Below are 17,736 nucleotides of genomic sequence, written 5' to 3' on the forward strand. Positions count from 1 at the left end.
GGCGACCGGGCAACCATCGAAGCCGACCGGGCCCGCGACTGTCGACTATGGACAAGCATGGACGGACGCGTGCGGGGTTCGTGACGCGCCGGGTCGGGCATCCATCGTTGGCCACGTTGAAGGTGAGGCCCACCGAGGTCGTCACCGACGCGGCCCCCGTGTACCCGGCCGTCCTCGACGAGCTGGCCCCGTCGGCGTGGCGCCACGTCGAACGCTATGCCAACAACCGGATCGAGGCCGATCATAGTCAGCTGAAACACCGGCTCAGACCGATGCGGGGCCTACGGACCAACCGCACCGTGCAGACGATCATCGCCGGACACGCATTCATGCAGAACCTCCGCCGCGGACACTGCGAAATCGGACTCGACGCCCCGCGGGCTCCACGTCGTCGCGGCGTTCACCGAGCTCGCCACCGCTATCTGAAGACCGTCGCACTCGTCAAACATGCCCTCCGATCGGCAAACGCAACAGCGCCACCGCGATCGGGCCGTATGCGCTGGAGCCGGCGATGATTGGCCACCAGCCGGTCGGCCGGTTGGGGCCGCGCCTCCCGCGAGGACGACCGGATCCTGCGGCTGACCCTACATCCGAGCGGTAAGGGCCGTTGAGCTTTGTGCGCCTTTCGCAACGTGGCTGAAAACGATCCCGGTCATCGATGTTAATGATCGACACCCAGGCTCTTGCCGAGATCATCTCCGCAACTGAGGAGTGTCGATGGGATCCGTGTCGCCACACGTCACCCGGCGAGGCTTTCTGAAGTCGGTGGGCTACTCCGGTGGAGCCGGGGCGCTGTTCGCCACGATGGGAGCTCTTGGCCTCGCTCCGACCGAAGCCCTGGCCGCCCCGCCGTTTCGCGCGCCGTCAACGTCGGACTTCCACCTCAGCGGGCGCTCGGCCCGCAAGGTGGTCGTCCTCGGCGGCGGCATCGCCGGCCTGACGACCGCCTACGAGCTGGGCAAGGCCGGCTACGACTGCACCATCCTGGAGGCCCGCTCGCGCACGGGTGGCCGCAACTTCACCGTGCGGGGCGGTACCGAACAGACCGACCTGGACGGGAACACCCAGCGCGCCAAGTTCTCCGACGGCATCTACATGAACGCCGGGCCCGCCCGCATCGCACAGTGGATGGTCACCCTCGACTACTGCCGCGAGCTGGGCGTACCGGTCGAGGTGTTCACCAACCAGAACGCCAGCGCCTACATCTACAACGAGTCAGCCGGGATGACCCCGGGCAACGCGGTCCGCTACCGCACCGCCAAGGCCGACGTCTACGGCTACGTCTCCGAACTGCTCGCCAAGGCCACCGACCAGGGTGCCCTGGACGCGACGCTCACCGCCGAGGACAAATCCCGCCTGTTGTCGTTCCTGTCGAGCTTCGGCTCAATCGGCAGCAGGACCAACGGATACGCGTACACCGGTACGGAGCACCGTGGCTTCGTCACCGACCCGGGCGCAGGCACCGAAGCCGGCACCATCCTCGGCCCGCCGCCGTCGCTGTCCAGCGTCTTCGCCAGCAACGTCGGGCGGTACTTCTCCTTCGAGTTCGGCTACGACCAGGCGATGCTGATGTTCCAGCCGGTCGGCGGCATGGACCAGATCCCGAAGGCGCTCACCAAGGCGGTCGGGGAGCGCCGCGTCGAGCTCGGCGCCGTCGTCACCGGCCTGACGAACACCGACCGCGGCGTCGAGGTGACCTACACCCAGAACGGTAGGGAGCACCGCATCACGGCCGACTTCTGCGTCGCGACCATGCCACCGCACCTCACCGCCAAGATCCCCAACAACCTCGGCGCCGACGTCACCGCGGCGCTGGCAAGCTTCCGGGTCACCAACGTCGGCAAGATCGGCCTGGAGTACCGCAGCCGGTGGTGGGAGACCGACCACAAGATCTTCGGTGGCATCACCGAGACCGACATGGACCTGCAGCACATCTGGTACCCCTCCTACGGCCACCTCGGCCAGCGCGGCCTCATCGTCGGGTACTACAACACCGGCAGCGCTGCGAACGTCTACAGTGCCCTGTCGCATGCCGACCGCGAGGCCCGGGCCGTCATGCAGGGCGTTAAGATCCACGGTGACAAGTACCGCACCGAACTGGCCCACTCGTTCTCCATCGCCTGGCACCGCACCCCGTACCTGGAGGGCGGCTGGACCTCCCCGCCGTACACCACCCCGGGATACCAGCTGCTGCTGCAGCCGGCCGGGCGGGTCTACTTCGCCGGTGACTGGCTCAGCCACTCGGTGGCCTGGCAGCACGGCGCGTTCGTGTCCGCGCGGGCCACGGTCAGCGCCCTGCACCAGCGGGTGATGACCAGCTAGCGGCAACGCTGTTCCTGGCCGTCGCCCGGCGGGATGTCCTGCCGGGCGACGGTCGTTGCGTACGGTGGGCGGATGACGCAGCTGCACGCACGCGCCTCCCGCGCCAGCTGCGCGGCCGCGGTCGCCGACTGATCAACGTGATCTCGGCGGCCGGCGGCTGGCAGGCCGGATACGTCGGCGCCGAGATCGACAACGTGGTGACCAACAAGGTTCGCGACCCAGCCGCCGACACCCGGGTGCTCAGCGACGCCGGGGGCCGGCTGGTGGCCGCCAGGCTGGTCCCGCCGCCTTCCGACGGCGGCGACTGGGGGTCAGCGCCGGCTGCCGCTGGAGTACTAGACCCGATGGGGCCGGCCCGGGGCGGGCTCCAGGCCGCTGGTGACCATCTCGTCGCACAACTGCGGCAGCACCCGCGCGAAGCCGGCACTCGCGAACTGCCAGTTGTGCCCGCCGGTGTCGACGAACCGGTGGGTGACGATCCCGTCCCGGGTGGCGTCGGCGGCCAGCTCCTCGCCGACGGCGATGCCGCGGGCGTCGTCGGCGCCGGCGCCGAACCACAGTGTCACGCCGGGGTACCGGCGGGTGCTCAGCAGCCGCGCGGGGTCGTGCGCCTGCTCGGCGGCGAGGTTGCCGCCGAACAGTGTGCTCAGGGTGTGCGCGGGGTTGCCGAGATTGGGCCGCGCGTCGCCGCCGAAGTCGATGACGTGCCGGTAGATGTCGGGGTGGCCGAGGACGAGGTCCAGGGCGCAGGTGCCGCCCTCGGAGAACCCGACGATGCCCCAGCTCCACGGGGTGTGCTGGATCTGCAGGGTGCCGGTGATGAACGCGGGCACGTCGACGGTCAGGTAGGTCTCGGCGTTGCCCTCGGGGCCGTCGATGCACTCGGTGTCGCCGGTGGCGGAGCCGTTCTGGTCGACGACCACCAGCACCGGCGCCCGCCCGTTGTGCGCCGCGGCGTAGGCGTCGTCGGTGAACTGGCCATGCCCGGACTTGAGCCAGTTGATCGGGGTGCCGGGCGAGCCGACCAGCATGATGAGGACCGGCAGCGTCGCGCGGCCGGGGCCGAAGTACGCGGGCGGCAGGAACACGACGCCGGGGCGGTGACGGAAGTGCGACCGGGTGGCCGGGGCGTCGAGGCTGACGATCACGCCCTGCGCGGGCGGGGCGCCCCCGCGTGTGGCGGCGCCGCCGATGAGGTCGTGCGCCTGCTGGCCGCCGATGGCCCCGGAGTGGCCGAGTACGTCACCGATCTGCGGCCAAATGCCGTACTGCTGGTCGATGAGCATGAACGCGCCGGCGGCCGTCGCCGGCACCGCGACCACGGCCGCCGCCTTGCGCCAGGCGAGGACCCGCCCGGCAGCCCGCTCAACCGAGCGCCGGCGCAGGACCAGCGGGCATCCCGCGATCGCGGTGAACCCGGCGCCGATCCAGATCGCGAACGACGGCGGGTAGGCGTCCGTCACCGTGCCGGTCATCCACAGGGTGAGCGCGACCAGGCCGACGAGCCCGGCGACCGACAGCAGCAGGATCGGCACCGTGCGGGTGATCCACCGGCGCTCCCGGCTCCACCACGCGGCGAGCAGCAGCGCGCAGCCCACCGCCTCGAAGCCGCCGGCCACGGCGCGGTCGAGCAGCGGCACGTGATCGAACGCCCCGCCCCAGGCCGCCCAGGTCAGCCCGGCCGCCGCTAGCCCAGCCCCGACCGCAGCTACCGCCGTGCCGACCCACCGGCCGCGGGGTCGTCTGTGCCTCGTGCGCTCGGGCGCGGCGCGAACCTCATGCGTGGGCTCCTCCGCGTAATAGATCCTCATGCCCCTTAGCCCCCCCGGCCGAGACTCCGCCATGGCAGACGACATGGCAGGCGAGCGGAAAGGTATCCACCCGCCCGCGTCCGCGGCAACAGCGGACCGTCACCGAACGGTGGCGGCTGCGGGCGGCCAGGATGCCCGGGCCGTTGATGTTTGCCGATACAGCACACCGGAGTCCAGCTCTCCCGGGCGGCCGCAGCCCTCGCCTCACCCGTCGCTCCGCCCGCCGGGCGCCCGCGACGGCATTACGGTGGGAATATGAAGGCCGCGGTACTCGACGACGTGGGTGTCCCGCCGCACTTCGGGGACTTCGCCGAGCCCGAACCCGGCGAGGGTCAGGTCGTGGTGGACGTGGCAGCCGCCGCCGTGAACCACCTGGACCTGGCCAAGGCTTCGGGCTCGTTCTACACCGGGCCGCCTCCGATTCCGTCCGTGGTGGGGTCCGACGGGGTAGGTCGGACGGCCCACGGCCGTCGCGTCTACTTCGACGCCCCCGTCGCGCCGTACGGGTCCTGGGCCCAGCGGACCCTGGTGCCCGAGACGGACCTGCTCGACGTGGCCGCCGGTGTGGACGACGCCACCGCGGCCGCGTTGGGCAACACCGGCCTGGCAGCCTGGCTCGCCCTGAGCTGGCGCGCCAGGCTGCAGCCGGGCGAATCGGTGCTCGTCCTCGGCGCGACCGGAGCGGTGGGGTCCGTCGCGGTCCAAGCTGCCAAATCCCTGGGCGCCTCCCACGTGATCGCCGCCGCCCGCAACCCGGACCGCTTGCAGTGGGCACGACAGCACGGCGCGGACGCCGCAGTGGTCCTCGCCCCCGGCACCGACCTGCCGGCCGCCTTCCGGCAGGCGGCCGGCGACCACGGGATCGACGTCATCATCGACCCGCTGTGGGGCGAACCGGCCCTGGCGGCCATGCAGGCCGCCACACCCGGGGCACGGCACGTCCAGATCGGCGCCTCTACCGGCGCCACCATCAACCTTCCCGCGACGGTGATCCGCTCCGCCGAACTGGAGATCCTCGGGTTTGTCGTCTTCCGCGTCCCGCTGCAGGCGCGGCGCGACGCATACCGGAGCCTCACCGAACGCGCCGCCCTCGGCGAGATCGCCGTCGACGTGATCCGGCTACCGCTGGCCAAGGTCGCGAGCGCCTGGGAGCAGGAACAGCACGGCGCTCACGCCAGGCTGATCCTGACACCGTAGCCGCAGGACGCCGCCCGGGTCTTCGAGCGCATCTACCGCACCGACCCGAGCCGCACCCGGGCGCTGGGAAAGCTCGGGGCTGGGCCTGTCGATCGTAGTGGCGCTGGTGTCCGCCCACGGCGGCCAGGTGACGCTGCGCACGGCCCCGGGTGAGGGCGCCACCTTCCGCGTCTCCATCCCCTGGCCGACTAGCCTCGGTCTTTCGCTAACAGTCGATCATCGTGGATGGGGCCGCTCGTTGATCTTCGTGTGGGCTGCCCGGGTGGCTGGGCATGGTGACGGCCCGGCGCGCTGGCCGGGGTCCTCCGTGTGGTGTCGGCGGGGCGTGGTGCAGGTGTCAGCGTCACCCCACTCCCGCCGAGGCCGTCGCCAGGCCGTCAACGCCGACCAACGTCGACCAATTACGACCAACGCTGGGCGAGCATGCCCAGCTCACCGACGGTTAGCGACCTGGCGACGTGCAGCCCGGCCGAACGGTTATCTGTAGTTGGTGAACTGCAGATGATCTGCTTGTCGCGCAGGGTTGTCCGCCGCGACACTCCACGAACTGATCCTGGGGATCGGGTGGGGATCTGCAGGGCGACCCGGCGACCGCCACCGTGGCAAGCACACGCAGCGCAAAACCCGGTTAGCCTGGCTTCGGTGGGCATTGGTTCGTTGTCCCGGCTGGTGCGACCGACACCCCCACCCCTGAGTTTGGGGATCGCGATCGCCATGTTGCTGATCGTGGTGGAGACTCTGCTGGTCTATCCACTCCGGGCGGTCATGACCGAGTTCTTCCCGGGCTTGATCTACGTCATCGTCTACCTCGTCGGCGTGCTGGTGACCTCGTTGGTATGGGGCAAGTGGCTGGGAATGGCCACAGCCGCGGCGAGCGCCGTGGCGTTCATCTCGTTTCACGTCGTGCCCGTCGCCGGCAGGTTCTCCGTCCACGACATACGGGTAGTGATCGGGTTGGCGGTCTTGCTCATCGTCGCGGTCGCTACGAGCGCGGTGGCGGACGTGTCCCGGCTGCGCACCGTCCAGGCCGAGGAGTCTGATCTCAACGCTGAGATGGCCCGGCTGCTGCTGCAAGCAGACGACCCTCCCGCGGTGCTGCCCGCGGTCGCACAGCGCATCGCACAATCCCTCGAACTGCCGGACACAGCGATCCACCTCGCCGCTGTCCCAGGTGATGACCGGCGTTCCGCGTTTCCGCTGCGCGCCGGTGCTACCCCGCTTGGGACCCTGGTGGTGCCGGTCGCCATACCGGAGCGGACGACACGGCGGCTGCGGGAGCGTGTCGTGCCGTCATTGGCGTCGCTGCTGCAAGCCGGCCACGAACGTGCGGCCGTGCTGGACTCGCTGGAAGCAAGCCGGGAGCACCTGCGCCAGCTCGCCGCCGAACAAGCCGCGTTGCGGCGGGTGGCGTACCTCGTGGCGCGTGGTAGCCGTCCACCCGAGGTCTTCCAGGCCATCGCAACGGAAATGCACACGCTGCTGGGCGAGCCCTACACCGCATGGCTGTGCCGCTTTGAGAACGACGCCACGGCCAGCCTTGTCTCGACCAGCCTGACCGGCCTGCGCGCAGATCAGATGCGCCTTTCGGTCGAGGGCGACAACGTCGCGGCAATGGTGCAGGACACCAGCAGCCCCGCCCGGATGGACAGCCTCGAGGACGCCGCCGGCCCCATCAGCGCGCTCGCCCGTGAGCGGGGCATGCGCTCCATGGTCGGAGTGCCGATCATGGTTGAGGGTCGGTTGTGGGGCGCGGCCGGCGTTGGTTCGAACCGGCCCGAGCCGCTGCCGCCCGACACCGAGGCCCGCCTCGCGGCCTTCGTAAACCTTGCCGCCACCGCCATCGCCAACGCCGACAGCCAGGCCGAGCTCGCCGCGTCCCGGGCCCGGCTGGTCGCCGCCTCGGACCAGGCCCGCCAGCGCATCGAACGCAACGTGCACGACGGCGCACTGCAACACTTCCTCGCCGTCGCGATGCAGCTCGGCTTCGTGCAGGCCGGCCTGCCGCCGGACCAGGAGCAGACCAAGACGGAGCTGTCGCGCGTCCTGGGTGGCCTGAACAGTGCAGTGGACGACCTGCGGGAGATCTCGCAAGGCATCCATCCGACGTTGCTTGCCGCGGGCGGTCTGCCACCCGCGCTCAAGTCACTCGCCCGCAAATCGCCGGTACCGGTCGACCTCGACCTGCACACCTTCCAGCGCATGCCCACAGTGGTGGAGATTGCCGCCTATCACGTCGTGTCCGAAGCGCTGAACAACGTGGACAGACACGCCCACGCCTCGGTCGCCCACGTGCAGGCTACAACCCAGGAGGACACCCTGCACCTGTCGATCCGCGACGACGGCGTCGGAGGCGCCGACCCAAACCGCGGGACCGGCCTTACCGACCTCCGGGACCGCGTCGAGGCACTCGGTGGACATCTCAGCATCACAAGCCCCACCGACGGCGGCACCCTGCTACTGGCCACCATCCCGACCACATCCGCCCCTGGCGGTCCGTGAGCAAGCGAGGCCAACGACGACGTCCATCACAGCCCGAGCCCGCTAATATCGGTATCTCCCGACAGGCGACGCGCCGGCCCGAACGCTCGATGACCGCACCATCGGCCCGCCAAGCCCGCGAACCCACGATCCACCTCTCCCAGCACTGGCCTTGGCAGCACAACTGGCTGCGCCTGTTCACCACTGCGCACGCCCCACCCAATTGACCATCCACAGCAGACAGTCTTATGCGGCCGATGCAGGACACCCGATGCCAGACCACACCGAAACACCGTTGGCGTTACGGACACGCTCGAGGCTGCCGTTGACGAGGCTCTCGGGCATGTCGGCGCCACCTCGGCGTTGCCGCGCTGGGCAGCATCTAACCTGTGTGCCGCCCGGCTGGCCACCGGCCCCGCAGGACTCCAGGCAGCACAGCACGCGTGCTGGGCCGCCGCCGTGCTGCTCCTGGTAACCGCAGCGACCGTCGCGGCCATGCGGCGCATGTGAACCAGATGTACATCCGCGCGGCGCCTCCGCGCGGCCGGCCTCGTACAATTGATGCAAGATTGTTGCGGTCAGACCAGCCCTCGGGGAGCGGTCATGAACCAGCGCAAGGCTGACATCCGCGCCGTCCCGGCCAACTCGGCCAAGGCACTCGACGAGCGGTTCCAGGCGGCGACGCCGCTGCGGCGACTGATGAACAAGGTCTTCCCCGACCACTGGTCGTTCCTGCTGGGCGAGATCGCGCTCTACTCGTTCATCGTGCTGCTGCTCAGCGGTACCTTCCTCGCGCTGTTCTTCGACCCGTCGATGCGCGAAACGGTCTACAACGGCAGCTACACGCCGCTGCGCGGGGTGGAGATGTCGCAGGCGTACAACAGCACGCTGCAGATCTCGTTCGACGTGCGCGGCGGCCTGTTCGTGCGGCAGATGCACCACTGGGCCGCGCTACTGTTCGTGGCCGCGATCGTGGTGCACATGTTCCGGATCTTCTTCACCGGCGCGTTCCGCAAGCCGCGCGAGGCCAACTGGATCGTCGGTATGTTGCTGTTCTGGATGGCCTTCCTGGAGGGCTTCGCCGGCTACTCGCTGCCCGACGACGCGCTGTCCGGCACCGGCCTGCGCATCGCCGAGGGGATCATGCTGTCCATCCCGATCGTCGGCACCTGGGTGACCACCTCGCTGTTCGGGGGTGAATTCCCAGGGGAGATCATCATCGACCGGCTGTACATCGTGCACGTCCTGCTCGTCCCGGGTGCGCTGCTCGCGCTCATCAGCATCCACATGGGCCTGCTGGTGAAGCAGAAGCACACGCAGTGGCCCGGCCCCGGCCGGACCAACGAGAACGTGGTCGGCGTGCGGATGTTCCCGGGCTTCGCGGCCAAGTCCGGCGGCTTCTTCATGATCGTGTTCGCGGTGATGGCCGCGCTGGCCGGCCTGTTCCAGATCAACCCGATCTGGCTGTTCGGGCCCTACAAGGCCGCGGTGGTGTCGGCGGCGAGCCAGCCCGACTGGTACGTCATGTTCCTCGACGGCGCGGCCCGTCTCTTCCCGGCGTGGGAGATTCGGTTCCACTTGTTCGGTAACGGCTACACCCTCCCACCGATCTTCTGGCCCACGGTTGTGCTGCCCGGCCTCATGGCGATGTTGGCGATGCTCTACCCGTTCATCGAGCAGCGCTTCTCCAAGGACAAGACTGTCCACAACCTGCTGCAGCGCCCGCGGGACAACCCGTTGCGCACCGCGCTCGGCGCGATGGCGATCTCGTTCTACGTCGTGCTGCAGATCGCCGGCGGCAACGACGTGCTGGCCGACAAGTTCCACATCAGCCTCAACGCGATGACCTGGGCGGGCCGCATCGGCATCCTGATCCTGCCGCCGCTGGCCTACTACGTGACGTACCGCATCGCACTGGGCCTGCAGCAGAACGACCGCGAGGTCCTGGCCCACGGCCTCGAGACCGGCATTATCCGGCGCCTGCCGGACGGCCGCTTCGTCGAGGTCCACCAGCCGGTCCCGCTAGCCGACGGCGGTCGGGGCGCCGAGGCGGAGCACGGCCTGGAGTACACCGGCTGGGTGGTGCCGAAGAAGATGAACCGCATCGGCGGGCTCGCTCCGACGGCGAGGGGCTTCCTCTTCCCGATCGAGGAGGCCGCCCGGCGCAAGCACGAAGAGCGCGAGGAGATCACCACGGGCCACAAAGGCAAGTAGTCCTAAGCCGTGTTGGTGTGGTCGTCGGTTGCTGGCGTGTGTCGGCGTGGCGGTGATCGATCAATAGCGAGGTCTCCGGTAGAGGGTTCGTCGACCAAGACAGAACTGAACATCGGAGACCTCGTGACCACCTGAGCGGTGACGAGGCGGCATGATCTCACCGACGGGCAGTGGGCGGCGTTGGCTGCGGTGCTGCCTGCTCCGCCGATTCAGGGTCGCAGGTGTGTCCAGCGGCATCCGCGGCGGCTCGCCGCAGTCGCGCTACGTTGTGTGGTGAAGGTCCGTGATGGTCCATGTTCGAGCGGTTTACTGATCGAGCGCGTCGCGTTGTCGTCCTGGCTCAGGAAGAAGCCCGGATGCTCAACCACGCTTACATCGGCACCGAGCACTTCCTGATCGCCCTGGTCCGTGAAGGTGAGGGTGTTGCGGCGAAGATGCTGGAGAGCTTGGGCATCTCCCGCGACGCTGTCCGGGAGCAGGTGGAGGAGATCGTCGGCCGGGGCGTGCTGGAACTGGCCGGGTCAGTTCCGTTCACGCCGCGCGCCAAGCGGGTGCTGGAGCTGTCGTTGCGGGAGGCGCTGCTGCTGGGCCACACCTCCATCGACACCGAGCACATTCTGCTGGGTCTGACCCGCGAGGGTGAGGGCGTGGCCGCCCAGGTCCTGATGCGGCTCGGCGTAGAGCAGAGCGCGGTGCGCCAGGCGGTGCTGCAGTTCCTGTCCGGGGGTCAGGGCGGGCAGCCGGCGCAGGCCGGGGCCGGCGCGCCTGCGGGCGCCTCGGGTGCGGCCGCGCCGGCGCTGAGCGCGGCGTTGTCGCTGTATGGACACAGCCTCACCCTCGCCGCCTGTGAGGGCAAGCTCGACCCAGTCATCGGCCGGGAGAAGGAGATCGAGCGGGTCATGCAGGTGCTGTCCCGCCGTACCAAGAACAATCCGGTCCTCATCGGCGAGCCCGGCGTGGGCAAGACCGCCGTGGTCGAGGGTCTGTCCCAACGCATCGTCAAGGGCGACGTGCCCGAGACGCTCAAGGACAAGCAGCTCTACACGCTCGACCTGGGCGCCCTGGTCGCCGGTTCCCGTTACCGCGGTGACTTCGAGGAGCGGCTGAAGAAGGTCCTCAAGGAGATCCGCACGCGTGGTGACATCATCCTGTTCATCGATGAGATCCACACGCTCGTCGGTGCGGGTGCCGCGGAGGGCGCAATCGACGCCGCGTCCATCTTGAAGCCGATGCTGGCCCGTGGTGAGCTGCAGACCATCGGCGCGACCACCCTGGATGAGTACCGCAAGCATCTGGAGAAGGACGCGGCACTGGAGCGGCGCTTCCGGCCAATCCAGGTGGGTGAGCCGTCGCTGGCGCACACCATCGAGATCCTCAAGGGGCTGCGGGACCGCTACGAGGCGCACCACCGGGTGACGATCACCGACGCGGCGCTGGTCGCGGCGGCTACTCTGGCCGACCGCTACATCTCCGACCGCTACCTGCCGGACAAGGCGATCGACCTGATCGACGAGGCCGGCGCGCGGATGCGGATCCGCCGGATGACCGCTCCGCCGGACCTGCGCGATTTCGACGAGCGCATCGTCCTGGTGCGCCGCGACAGGGGGTCGGCGATCCACGCGCGGGACTTCGAGCGCGCCGCGCAGCTGCGGGACAAGGAACAGCAGCTGCTCGGCCAGAAGGCGCAGCGCGAGAGGGAATGGAAGATCGGCGACCTCGCCGTCTCGGAGGTTGATGACGAGCAGGTCGCCGAGGTCCTGGCGAACTGGACTGGCATCCCGGTGTACAAGCTGACCGAGGAGGAGACGGCCCGCCTGCTGCGCATGGAGGACGAGCTGCACAAGCGCCTCGTCGGCCAGGAGGACGCGGTCAAAGCGGTGTCGAGGGCGATTCGGCGGACGCGGGCGGGCTTGAAGGACCCGAAGCGCCCGTCCGGCTCGTTCATCTTCGCCGGCCCCTCCGGCGTGGGGAAGACGGAGCTGTCCAGGGCGCTGGCGGAGTTTCTGTTTGGTTCGCAGGACGCACTGATCCAGCTGGATATGAGCGAGTTCCACGACAGCTATACCGTTTCGCGTCTGGTGGGCGCTCCTCCTGGCTACGTGGGGTACGACGAGGGTGGCCAGCTGACAGAGAAGGTCCGGCGGAGGCCGTTCTCGGTGGTTCTCTTCGACGAGATCGAGAAGGCCCACCCGGACGTGTTCAACACGCTGCTGCAGATCCTCGAGGACGGTCGGCTCACCGACGGTCAGGGTCGCATCGTGGACTTCAAGAATACTGTGATCATCCTGACCACAAACCTGGGCACCCGCGACGTGGCGAAGGCCGTGTCCCTGGGCTTCCAGGCGTCGGAGGACAACGAGTCCAACTACGAGCAGATGAAGCAGAAGGTCAACGACGAGCTGAAGCAGCACTTCCGCCCGGAGTTCCTCAACCGCATCGACGACACGATCGTCTTCCACCAGCTGACCCAACCGGAGCTGCTGCAGATCGTCGATATCATGATCTCCCGGATCGAGACCCAGCTGCGCGACAAAGACATGGCTCTGAAGCTCACGGAGAACGCCAAGAAATTCCTGGCGAACAACGGCTTCGACCCGATGTTCGGCGCGCGGCCGCTGCGCCGCACGATCCAGCGCGAGATCGAGGACGCCCTGTCCGAGCGGGTACTGTTCAACGAGCTCAAGCCTGGCCAGATCGTGGTCGTCGACTGCGAAGGTGACCCACGAGACAGCGGCACGTCCAAACTCGTCTTCCGCATCCTCGCCAAGCCGGGCCCCAGCGCCGCACCAACGGTGGGCGCACACACGGCATAGGGCGTGGCCGCCAATAGTGAGGCGTCGGCGAGTCGGTGTGACGCACGTCTGGCCCTGATAGTGCGGAAGGGCTGCTGGGGTACATCGGCCCGCTCGCGCCGGCCACCTGTCTCGGGTCGGCCCGGCGGTCCCAAGCTCCTGGTCGGCAAACGAGGGCGCAACCCACGGGGTTCTCCTGGGTGGTCAGCAGCGGGTGTTAGCAGCCCGGCGTGGCTGCCGGGAGCTGCGCTCGCGGCCGAACGGGCGCGTGCGGTACTGCTGCGATGCGCGCTGGCCGCAGCAATCCGTCGAGCTCGAACTCGCACGTCAGGATGGCGTGGACGACGTGTCGGTCACCCGCCTTCCGGCCACCCGTCGGCCGCCCGACCCGGCGCGGTCGAAGACCGTAGTGGGTCCGCCGCTGCGGGGGCGGGGCGGATCCAGAGTCCCCGCAAGACCCGCCTGGGCCTGGTGAACACGATCCTGGAGGACCGCACCAGCGTCGGCACAAGCAGCGAGGGCCGCGTTCGCACCGTCGAAGACGCGGTCGTCGCGAACCGCCGGGAACCTGCGACCGCCGCGGCCTCCCGCCGCACACCAGAGGCAGCCAGACCACACCTGCCCTCGCCAGGCCAAGCCGCTTCGCGGTCGCCTCCGGCGAGCCTGGCGCCGGCAGGCGCGGCCCGACCGGGCGAAGTGCGCGACGGGATGCCACTCCAGCCGCGACGTGTGTTGCGGTAGAACCCGCCGACGACGTCGACCAGGACCAGGCGCCCGGGGGCAGCTCGGGGGCAAACGCGCCTCGAACGGCCGCCGAACACCACGCCAGACCGATGCCGACCACGGCCGCGAGCAGCGCAAGTAGACGAATCAGCAGGCCGGAGGAGTGCTTGCACTTAGTTCGGGACGAAGTGCCTGCCCGTGCAACGCGCACTGCGCTGGCCCACTGGAAGGGCTGTTGAGAGTTGACGGTGGCTGATTCGATGATGGCCCGCAGGCAGTTTGGTGTGATGGAGTCTTTGCGGTCCGCCCTCAGTTGGTGTTCGACGAGTCGGCGGGCCAGGCATTCGCCGTCTGGCCCGGGGAAGGGGCTGACGAGTTGGAGGACGACTGGCCCTGGTGACCTTCAACATCGTTCTCCGAGGACCACGATCACGTGCGAGCTCATCGGCATGTGCGTGCGCCGCTTCGGCGATCCTGAACTGCTGCCGCGCGCGACCGGCGGCATGTGCGCGTATTATTTGCGTGGCCGCCGTGTCTACCGTCCCCAGGGCAAGCCGGACGGTGTGCGGCAACGGCGCGGCGCCCTACGCCAGCAGCGCCCCGCCCTCCACCGGCAGGATCGTGCCGGTGGTGTAGGCCTGCCCCATCAGATAGAGCATGGCCTCGGCCACGTCGGTGACCTCGCCCGGTCGGCCCAGCGGCACGGCTTTCGCGGTCTCGGTGTACAACTGGTCAGCCGCCTCGCCGGCACCCCACATCGGTGAGCGGGTGACGCCGGGCTTGACGGCGTTCACCCGGATCGGGGCCAGCTCGACCGCGAGCGCCCTGGTGAGCGACTCGACCGCCCCGCAGATGCTCGCGGCCACGGACCATCCCGGCGTGGGTCGGTCTCCCGCCGTACCCGTGGTCAGCGTGATGGAACCACCCGGCCGCAGGTACGGCAGCGCCGCACGCACGGCCGCCAGTGCGCCGAAGTAGCGCAGCTCGAAGAAGCTATGCGCGCGGTCGAGGTCGAAGTCGACGAGAGGCATCAACGACAGCGGCTCACCGGCCGTGTAAACGACGTGGTCGATGCGGCCGAGGTCGGCGAGGACGCTCGCCACCGCGGTGGAGTCGGCCAGGTCGGCGACGTGGCCAGGCACACCGAGGCGGTTCGCCGCCGCCGCGATCCGTTCCGGCGACCGCGAGACCACGACGACCGATGCTCCGCGGGCACTGGCGGCTTCCGCTGTCGCGTACCCGATGCCCGAGGTACCGCCCAGGACCACCACGCGCTGATTGTCGAAATTCATGCCTCAACGCTGCGTCGCGGTGTGCCGGGCGTCCAAGACCTCTTCGGTGGCCTGTCATACCCTGGTGGTATCAACGATGTCGACCTGCGCAAACTGCGCTACTTCGTGGCCGTCGCCCGGCACCTGCACTTCGGCCGGGCGGCGCTCGAGCTGCACATCGCCCAACCCGTGCTGTCCCGCCAGATCCGGGCGCTGGAGCGCGAACTGCATGCCGAGCTATTCGCCCGGGATCGGCGCGGCGCCGAACTCACCGACGCCGGGCACCAGCTGCTCGCCGAAGCCGTGCCGCTGCTCCAAGCGGCCGGGGCGCTGCGCCGCCGGGTCGCGCTGGCGGCGCGCGGACGGCACAGGTTCGTGGTTGCGTTCATGCCTGGCCTGATCGTGACCGAGGCGGTCCGACAGCTGGCCGACGCACACCCCGGGCTGGTCGTCGACGTGCTGCGCTCAACCTGGCTGGAGCAGACCGAGGTGCTGCACGACGGGCGGGCCGACGTCAGCTACCTGCGACTGCCGGTCGACCAGCGGGGGCTGACCGTGCGACCCCTGTTCACTGAGCCGCGGGTGGTGGTCGTGCCGCGGGAGCACCGGCTGGCGGGCAAGGAGTCGACCGGCGTCGCCGAGCTTGCCGACGAGCACCTGTTGCAGGACCCCGACGTCGTGCCGGAGTGGCGGGACATCGCCACCGAACTGCGCACGCCCGGCCGGCCCCCGCAGACGTCCCCAATCCTCGCCGTTGAGGAGAAACTCGAGCACGTCGCAGCCGGGCGGGGTCTGGTCGTCTTGCCGCTGTCCACCGCCCGCTTCTACACCCGGCCAGACCTGGCCTACGTCCGCATCGATGACATTTCGGACAACCGCGTCTGCCTGGCATGGCAGGCCAGCCGCCGCAGTGCGCTGGTAACTGAGTTCGCCGCGCTGGCCGAGCGCTACCCGGCCGCCTGACGGGGTCGCGCACCGCCGTCGGCATGATCGAGTGCGCGCTCTTCGGCAGATCCGCGCAGCAACAATGGGTGCCGCCGGCTGAGTCACGTTGCGGACGCTCACGGGTCGGCTTCACACGTAGGGTGAGTGACGCCCCGCATCGGCAGGCGCGACTTGCGAAGAGGAAGGCAGTGACGTGTGGGCCAACCTGTTGCCGATCCTGCTCGGCTTCGTGCTCACTACGGTTATCGGGGGCCTCTTCGCGAGTTTTCTCCAGCACCGGTCATGGCAATACCAGAATGCTGCCCGGCTGCGAGAGGAGGAACGCCAGAAGGCCAGCGACGTGTGCCAACGGATGACAAGCCTGGTCGACAAGCGGCTGTACCGGATGCAGCGGCTGCTGTGGGCGATCAACGGCCGTTCCAATGGCCGGATCACACGCGAGATGCTCGACAGTCGGCTGCGTGACTACGATGAGGTGCTGCTTGAGTGGAACGACCAGCTCAATGCGCGTTTGGCAGTCGTCGGGGCCTACTTCGGCAAAGACGTCCGCGACTTTCTTGATCAGGTGGTGTACGAGGCGTTCAGCGAAGCGGGGCGCAGTCTCGAAGACCTGCTCCGCCGGGCTGGGAACTCCGATGCTAGCGGACCCGTTGACGAGGGTGCGGTTGATGACGCCAACGCCGAGATGGTTCGACTCAACCATCTTGCGTACCAGCTCGGCCTCACGATGATGGTCCGGGTGCGCGAACAGCGGATCGGCAGGTCCGCCCCTGGAGTCCTTGGTGAGACGCCGCTGTCAGACACGCGTCCGCGGTAGATTCCGGCGCTGACCGGCCCGCCGCCAATCACGCGCGCTCGGCGGCATGAGCGCGAAACCGATCATGGCTCCAACCGGCGCTTGTGCGTTGCGACCTGACGATGCGCCCGGCCGATTGTCGACACCTACCATTCCCGCATGGATCCAGCCGAAGTCGACTTGAACGCCGAGGAGAAGGAGATCATGGGGGCCGTGTCCGTGAGCCGGGCGCCTGTTGTGTGGGCGATGACCTCACCCGTCTCGGGACGGTTCTCCCCAGTTGAGACACGTTCGGACGTGGTGGACTTGTCGGAACGCTTCAACGAACTGCGTTCCCACGGTCAGGGCTATCTCGAACTTCGGTTGCTGGACCGGAATTATCCAGTTTTGACCTTAGCGTTCCGAGACGATTACGCGGTCGTTCATCTCTTCACCAGTGCCGACCAGGTGCCTCTTCTCGCAGGAGACGGCACCGTCCCACTGGCTGACGTGGTTGAGGTCCCGATCATCGACGACCTGAAAGGGTTCACTGGTGACTTCGTCCTGGGTGTCGATCGTGCGTGGGACCGTGTGCGGAGCTTCATCCGCACAGAATCGCCCAGTGATCTGGGAGAGTGGCGCGAGTTGTAGGCATGGGGGCGCGTGACCGCAGACGATGGTGCACTGGACGCGGCCGACGACGTCCAATGAGACAAGATCACGTGCACGCTCATCAAGCAGAGTCGGATGCCCTGCCGCGGGAAGCTCGACTACTCGCTGTCACGATGGATCGAGTGCTGGCGAACGCGTCTCGCGCAGGACGGTATGGCACGGACCGTGTCGGCTACCGGGAGATGCTCGCGGCCGGCCGCCGGTTCAGCGATCGGGTGTGGGCGATCGAGGGGTGTGGCGGAATCGGCCGGCACATCGCGCAGCGCCTGGTCGCTGACGGTGAGCCGGTCCTGGACCTGCCCGCGAAGCTGGCCACGCGGGTGCGGGTATTCGACACCGGGCAGGGCCGCAAGACCGACCCGGCCGACGCGCACAGTGTCGCGGTGGCCGGGCTGCGAAGCCCCGGCCTGCGCGCAGTGGCCGCGGACGACGCCACGGTCGCGCTGCGACTGCTGGTCGACCGCCGCGACGAACTCGGCCGAGCCCGCACCCAGACGGTCAGCCGGATCCACCGCCTGCTGCTGGAGCTGATCCCC

At 68.8% G+C, this 17,736-nt stretch carries 13 protein-coding genes; 11 read left to right on the forward strand and 2 right to left on the reverse strand.

Annotated features, from left to right (window positions below):
• Nucleotides 1–47: 47 nt before the first annotated feature.
• Nucleotides 48–515 (forward strand): DDE-type integrase/transposase/recombinase, encoded by a 468-nt coding sequence (locus ABD901_RS59440; RefSeq protein WP_380133620.1) that lies wholly within the window; start codon nt 48–50, stop codon nt 513–515.
• 202 nt (nt 516–717) lie between these two features.
• Nucleotides 718–2,322, forward strand: coding sequence for a flavin monoamine oxidase family protein (locus tag ABD901_RS55440; protein ID WP_345143795.1), 1,605 nt, complete (start codon nt 718–720; stop codon nt 2,320–2,322).
• A 335-nt stretch (nt 2,323–2,657) separates the two neighbouring features.
• Here the strand turns inward: ABD901_RS55440 and ABD901_RS55445 are convergent, their stop codons facing one another.
• The gene (locus ABD901_RS55445; RefSeq protein ID WP_345143797.1) at nt 2,658–4,133 is read right to left on the reverse strand and encodes an alpha/beta hydrolase; all 1,476 of its coding nucleotides are present in this window, start codon (nt 4,131–4,133) and stop codon (nt 2,658–2,660) included.
• Between the two features lie 255 nt (nt 4,134–4,388).
• Here ABD901_RS55445 and ABD901_RS55450 point away from each other — a divergent pair, with 255 nt between their 5' ends.
• The 5 genes from ABD901_RS55450 to ABD901_RS55470 all read left to right on the forward strand — a co-directional run bounded on the left by ABD901_RS55450 (nt 4,389) and on the right by ABD901_RS55470 (nt 12,835).
• A complete protein-coding gene (locus tag ABD901_RS55450; RefSeq protein WP_345143800.1) occupies nt 4,389–5,330 on the forward strand; it encodes a quinone oxidoreductase family protein in 942 nt (313 codons plus the stop codon).
• 106 nt (nt 5,331–5,436) lie between these two features.
• Complete coding sequence (locus tag ABD901_RS59445) at nt 5,437–5,817, forward strand: hypothetical protein (RefSeq protein ID WP_380133624.1); 381 nt, start codon at nt 5,437–5,439, stop codon at nt 5,815–5,817.
• Between the two features lie 227 nt (nt 5,818–6,044).
• Complete coding sequence (locus ABD901_RS55460) at nt 6,045–7,829, forward strand: sensor histidine kinase (RefSeq protein WP_345143802.1); 1,785 nt, start codon at nt 6,045–6,047, stop codon at nt 7,827–7,829.
• Between the two features lie 582 nt (nt 7,830–8,411).
• The gene (qcrB, locus tag ABD901_RS55465) at nt 8,412–10,022 is read left to right on the forward strand and encodes a cytochrome bc1 complex cytochrome b subunit (RefSeq protein WP_345143804.1); all 1,611 of its coding nucleotides are present in this window, start codon (nt 8,412–8,414) and stop codon (nt 10,020–10,022) included.
• A gap of 293 nt (nt 10,023–10,315) precedes the next feature.
• Nucleotides 10,316–12,835 (forward strand): ATP-dependent Clp protease ATP-binding subunit, encoded by a 2,520-nt coding sequence (locus ABD901_RS55470; protein WP_345143805.1) that lies wholly within the window; start codon nt 10,316–10,318, stop codon nt 12,833–12,835.
• Between the two features lie 1,286 nt (nt 12,836–14,121).
• Here ABD901_RS55470 and ABD901_RS55475 read toward each other — a convergent pair.
• Complete coding sequence (locus tag ABD901_RS55475; protein ID WP_345143808.1) at nt 14,122–14,829, reverse strand: SDR family oxidoreductase; 708 nt, start codon at nt 14,827–14,829, stop codon at nt 14,122–14,124.
• A 21-nt stretch (nt 14,830–14,850) separates the two neighbouring features.
• On the opposite strand from ABD901_RS55475, the gene ABD901_RS55480 reads away from it, so the two are divergent.
• The 4 genes from ABD901_RS55480 to ABD901_RS55495 form a co-directional block, all read left to right on the forward strand.
• Nucleotides 14,851–15,771, forward strand: coding sequence for a LysR family transcriptional regulator (locus tag ABD901_RS55480; protein ID WP_345143811.1), 921 nt, complete (start codon nt 14,851–14,853; stop codon nt 15,769–15,771).
• Between the two features lie 175 nt (nt 15,772–15,946).
• Entirely contained in the window at nt 15,947–16,570 is a 624-nt protein-coding gene (locus ABD901_RS55485; RefSeq protein ID WP_345143814.1) for a hypothetical protein, read from the forward strand.
• A 138-nt stretch (nt 16,571–16,708) separates the two neighbouring features.
• Entirely contained in the window at nt 16,709–17,179 is a 471-nt protein-coding gene (locus tag ABD901_RS55490) for a hypothetical protein (RefSeq protein ID WP_345143816.1), read from the forward strand.
• Between the two features lie 134 nt (nt 17,180–17,313).
• Nucleotides 17,314–17,736, forward strand: a 423-nt coding sequence (locus ABD901_RS55495) for an IS110 family transposase (RefSeq protein ID WP_345143819.1), incomplete at its 3' end; no start/stop codon positions are given.

The sequence above is a fragment of the Dactylosporangium darangshiense genome, assembly GCF_039537565.1.
Lineage (GTDB): Bacteria > Actinomycetota > Actinomycetes > Mycobacteriales > Micromonosporaceae > Dactylosporangium > Dactylosporangium darangshiense.